Origin of the sequence: Streptomyces sp. NPDC026092, from assembly GCF_040638605.1 — a bacterium.
Classification (GTDB): domain Bacteria; phylum Actinomycetota; class Actinomycetes; order Streptomycetales; family Streptomycetaceae; genus Streptomyces.
Map to the genome: position 1 here is coordinate 1 of NZ_JBEZYN010000045.1, position 4,227 is coordinate 4,227.

The 4,227-nt window shown below is 70.6% G+C and carries 5 protein-coding genes; 3 read left to right on the forward strand and 2 right to left on the reverse strand.

Annotation, left to right across the window (positions count from 1 at the left end; all coding sequences use genetic code 11):
• Positions 1-71 precede the first annotated feature (71 nt).
• Both AB0F56_RS35880 and AB0F56_RS35885 read right to left on the reverse strand, forming a co-directional pair.
• Positions 72-734: a ScbR family autoregulator-binding transcription factor gene (locus AB0F56_RS35880; RefSeq protein WP_362017536.1), complete on the reverse strand. Its 663-nt coding sequence runs from the start codon at positions 732-734 to the stop codon at positions 72-74.
• Between the two features lie 137 nt (positions 735-871).
• Positions 872-1,663 carry a response regulator transcription factor gene (locus AB0F56_RS35885; RefSeq protein WP_362017538.1) on the reverse strand — a complete coding sequence of 264 codons (792 nt, stop codon included), beginning with the start codon at positions 1,661-1,663 and terminating at the stop codon, positions 872-874.
• 331 nt (positions 1,664-1,994) lie between these two features.
• Here AB0F56_RS35885 and AB0F56_RS35890 point away from each other — a divergent pair, with 331 nt between their 5' ends.
• From AB0F56_RS35890 to AB0F56_RS35900, 3 genes are all read left to right on the forward strand, one after another.
• Positions 1,995-3,047, forward strand: coding sequence for a ScbA/BarX family gamma-butyrolactone biosynthesis protein (locus AB0F56_RS35890; protein ID WP_362017540.1), 1,053 nt, complete (start codon positions 1,995-1,997; stop codon positions 3,045-3,047).
• 28 nt (positions 3,048-3,075) lie between these two features.
• Positions 3,076-4,011 (forward strand): NAD-dependent epimerase/dehydratase family protein, encoded by a 936-nt coding sequence (locus AB0F56_RS35895; RefSeq protein WP_362017542.1) that lies wholly within the window; start codon positions 3,076-3,078, stop codon positions 4,009-4,011.
• A gap of 123 nt (positions 4,012-4,134) precedes the next feature.
• A partial coding sequence (locus AB0F56_RS35900; protein WP_280842533.1) for a biotin carboxylase N-terminal domain-containing protein occupies positions 4,135-4,227 on the forward strand: 93 nt, incomplete at its 3' end.

Consider the following 4,227-nt stretch of genomic DNA (forward strand, 5'->3'; position numbering starts at 1 on the left):
GCCCGTCCCACGTCGCGGACGTGGGACGGGCGCCGCGCACCGTTTGGCGTGGGGCCTCGGAGCCGTTCGGACTACTCCCGTACGGCACCGGACAGTTCGGCCGATGCCGATGCCGATGCCGATGCCGATGCCGGCGCCGGAGTGAGGCGCAAGTGGCCGATCATGCCCGGGTTGACGAGGCCCGGCACCAGGAACCGCCACATCATGGCGACGCGCTCGGGCAGGTCCTGCCGGCCCGTCTGGACCTGCGACATCACCTGTATCCCGGTGAACGTCCCGGTGATCATGTCCGCGGCCTCGGCCAGGTCGATGCCGGGGAGCAGCTCGCCCTGCTCCTGCGCCTGACCCAGCAGGGTCTGAATGGCCTCGCCGGACTGCTGATAGGGCGTGAACGCGTGGCTGCGGAAGGTGCTCTGCTCCACCGCGAGGCGCACGCAGGCGCGCAGCACGGGGTCGCGCTGGAGCCCGAAGGCGAAGTCGAAGGTGTGGTCGATGACGGCCTGGAGCCGCACCGGCTGCGCGGCCACGGTGACCGCCTCGCCGTGCAGGGCGAGCAGGGCGACGGCGATGGCTTCCTTGGAGGGGAAGTGGTGGTAGAGGGCGCCGCGGGTCAGCCCCGACCGCTCGAGGATCTCGGTGGTGCTCGCCGAGTCGTAGCCGCGTTCGTCGATGACCTCCGCGGCAGCCCTCAGAAGCAGATTCCGGGATTTGATCCCGCGTTCCTGCAGTGCCATCTCTCGTCCCTGTGCTCGCTGGCAGACCGACTTGTCTGCATCATATGGCCCGACCTCTCTCCAGTGGGACGTCCGTGCCCAAAGTCAGGGGCGAGCGGCCGTCCGGGGGCGGTCGGGCGGGTGGGGGTGCGGGAGGCTCAGGGGTGGCCGAGGCGGAAGCCGACGCCTCGGACCGTGATGATCCAGCTGCTGGAACCGAGCTTGCCGCGCAGGCTGCTGACGTGCGTGTCGATGGTACGTCCCCGCCGGGACCAGGTGTCGTCCCAGATCTGCGCCATCAGTTGGCGGCGCGAGACGACGGCTCCGGGGCGCATGGCGAGCAGATGCAGCAGGTCGAACTCCTTGCGGGTCAGCTCCACCGCGTCGCCGTCCAGGGTGACCTCGCGCGTCGACGCGTCGATGTGCAGCGGTCCGTGCGAGATGGCGTGCGCCGTCCGGGTGCGGGGGGCGGAGCGCCGCATCACCGCTTCGATGCGGGCCAGGAGTTCGCGGAAGCCGTACGGCTTGACCAGGTAGTCGTCGGAGCCGGCCTGGAGGCCGAGCACCCGGTCGAGCTCGTTGCCGCGCGCGGTGACGGTGATGATGGGGGTGTCGCTGACCGTCCGGATGCCGCGGCAGACCTCGAGGCCGTCCAGGTCGGGCAGATCGAGGTCGAGCAGGACCAGGTCGGCTTCGTGGTGGGCGTTCAGGGCCGCGCCGCCGGTGTCCACGTGCTCGGCGTGGTGGCCCTGTCGCATCAGGCCCTGGACCAACGCTTCGGCGGCGGCCGTCTCGTTCTCCACGACCAGGATGCGCAGGACTCTGTGCTCGACCGCGGACGCGGGCGAGAGCAGAGGAGCAGGCGTGGTTGTACGCCCTGGCAGCGGGCCCGTGGGGTGGTCCCGTTTTGTGCGGTGAGGCCCGAATGTGTCGATGACCTGCGGGTTCATGGTGTTCTCTCCTGGGTGACAGGCGTGGCTCGCGGGCTGTCGGAGGGTGGCAACGCCCAAGGTACCAAACAGACTTGTCTGATTGTAAAGAGAGATACAAGTGATGCCTCAGACACTTGACGGAGCGTCAAAAGGGAGTCCCTGGCTCCGGTTGGGGGGTCGGGCGGCCGGGTGGCGGGGGGTGTGGCAAGTGACGGTAAAGCGGCGGTCAAGTTTTACTTGCTTTATCGGACAGACCTGTCTGTACTTGGGGGGTCCGATCATCGGCACGGGGGCGCCGCCGGTTTCTGGGGTGTTTTCCCCTGCCCACAGCAGCTCAGGAGTGGCACGCATGTCGACGCAGACCCATGCCTTCTCAGTGCACGAGCCCCGGCGGAACGTCAGGACGCACAGGTCGGGAGCGTTCGGAACCACCGCTGTCGTCGATCTGCCGGCGATGACGGACAGCGTCCTGACCACCACCGTGCCCCGCGAGTTCGTGCACCGTGCGGCGGTCGCGGAGGTCCTGCTCACCGACTGGCAGGCGGTCGCGGAGCCGGAGGGGGCGGGCGAGTCCTTCGTGGTCCGGGCGCAGTGGCCGCGCGGCCACTCCCTCTTCACCCGGTCCGGCGGCTACCAGGACCCGATGCTCCTGGTCGAGTCGGTCCGTCAGGTCGGTTCCCTGCTGGCACACGCCGAGTTCGCGGTGCCGCTGGGGCATCAGTTCATGATGCGCGACATCGCTGTCACCACGAGCCCGGAGCTGCTCCTCTCGAGCCCGAAGCCCACCGAGGTCGAGCTGTACACGCGGTGCCGCGATGTGGTCCGGCGGGGCGAGAAGCTCTCCGGCATGCGCTACGACGTGACCGTGATGATCGGCGGCAAGAGCCTTGCCACCGCCTCCGCGTCCTTCGCCTGCATCACCCCGGACGTCTACCGCAGGCTGCGCAAGGGCCGGCCCACCAGCACGACGCAGGTCGCGGGACCACCGGTCGACCCGGCGACGGTCGGGCGGTTCAGCCCCGAGAACGTGGTGCTCACCGAGGACGTCGACAGCGGGCCGGTCACCGGGCAGGGCGGCGCGGCCGACGGCCGTCGCTCCTGGGCCGTGCGCATCGACAGCTCGCATCCGATCTTCTTCGACCACCCCGTCGACCACATACCCGGCATGGTGCTCCTGGAGGCGGCCAGGCAGGCCGCGTACGCGGCCACCGGCTGCCCCGACACACTCGTCACCGGAATCGACAGCACCTTCACGCGGTACGCCGAACTCGACGCGCCCTGCCGCATGGAGGCGGTCCCGGGCGAGCCCTTCGCGGGTGTGACGCCCGTGCGTGTGAGCGGCGTGCAGGGCGGTTCGACCGTCTTCACCGCCGACATCACCCTGAGCACGCCGGCCCGTTGACCCCGCCCGCAGAGCCGAGAGGTGCCCGGTGAAGACCGTGATGATCGCCGGTGCGGCGGGGTTCGCAGGCCGCCATGTCGCCGCCGAAGCCGCCCGGCAGGGCGCCGCCCTGGTCCTGATGAGCCACCGCCGTACGCCGGACCGGCCGGGAGCGGGCCCGGTGCGGTTCGTACGGGCCGACCTCGCCCAACCGGACTCGCTGCGCGGCGCGTGTGACGGGGTCGACGTCCTGCTGCACTGCGCCTCCCTGATCGGGGGGACACCCGAGGACAACCACACCGTCAACGCCCGGGGGACCGCCGCGCTCGTCGCCGAGGCGCGACGCGCCGGAGTCTCCCGCCTCGTCCACCTCAGCACCGCCTCCGTGTACGGCCGCGGCACCTTCCGCGGCGCACGTCCGGAGGAACTCGAACGCAGCCCGGGGTCGCCGACGTCACGGACCCGGGCGGCGGCCGAGGACGCCGTCCTGGCCGCCGGAGGCATCGTGCTGCGCCCTTACCTCGTGTACGGCCGCGGCGACGACTGGGTCGTACCCGGGCTCACCCGGCTGCTGCGGGCGCTGCCCGGCGGGACGTCGAGCTGGGACGCCAGGCTCTCCGTCCTCTCCGTGGCCGAACTGGCCGCGCTGATGGTGGGCGTCGGGCTCGCCCCGGCGGCGCGCCTGTCGGCGCCCGTCTACCACGCGGCACTGCCCGCTCCGGTCCCGGCGTCGGAACTGCTGCGCGCCGTGGCCGGCGTCGCCGGGCTCGCGCCGACGCTGCCGGAGCTCTCTCCGGCGCAGGCCCGCGACCTTCTGCGCGAGGACCCGGAAGCCTCGCGCGCCCTCGCGATGGTGACCACCGACCACTGGTTCGACAGCACACCGATCTGGACCGATCTGGGGCGGTTGGCGCCGGGTACGGCGCAGGACGCGCACTTTCCGCGGATGCGTGCGTGGTACGCGGAGCCGGCGGAGTGTGCGTGAGAGACAACTTGCTTGTTTGATAACGGAGTTGACCAAGATATGTACAGCCACGCCTGGACCTGTGAGGCGAGCCGCAGCGAGGCTGAAGTGAAGTATTCGGATCAACGGGGGAGTTGATACGTCGTGCGCAAGGTGCTCATCGCCAACCGTGGCGAAATCGCAGTCCGTGTGGCCCGGGCGTGCCGGGACGCGGGGATCGCGAGTGTGGCCGTCTAC